Source organism: Photobacterium sp. R1 (genome assembly GCF_054600795.1).
The window spans coordinates 1-264 of the sequence record NZ_BAAHZP010000626.1 but is presented as its reverse complement, the minus strand read 5'-3'; the positions used below and the strand labels follow the sequence as shown (position 1 = coordinate 264).

Genomic DNA, 264 nt, shown 5'->3' with positions numbered 1-264 from the left:
ATTTCTCCTGACTCATGCGCCCCAACCGGATTGAAATAACGCAGCAGTGTGATGCTCATCTCAGGATGGGCATGCTGGATATCCGTCAGGCACTCTTCTACCATCAGTTTACTGCGCCCGTATGGGTTAGTCGCACTGGTCGGGAAAGACTCCAGAATAGGTACACTTGCCGGATCACCATACACTGTCGCCGATGAGCTGAAGATAACGCTGTTCACACCGGCTTCACGCATTGCTTCAACCAACACAAGCGTTCCGTGAACA

Annotated in this window: 1 protein-coding gene; it reads right to left on the bottom strand. The window is 51.9% G+C overall.

The annotated features are described in order from the left end of the window. A partial coding sequence (locus ACYP03_RS26565; protein ID WP_459782751.1) for an NAD-dependent epimerase/dehydratase family protein occupies window positions 1–264 on the bottom strand: 264 nt, incomplete at both ends.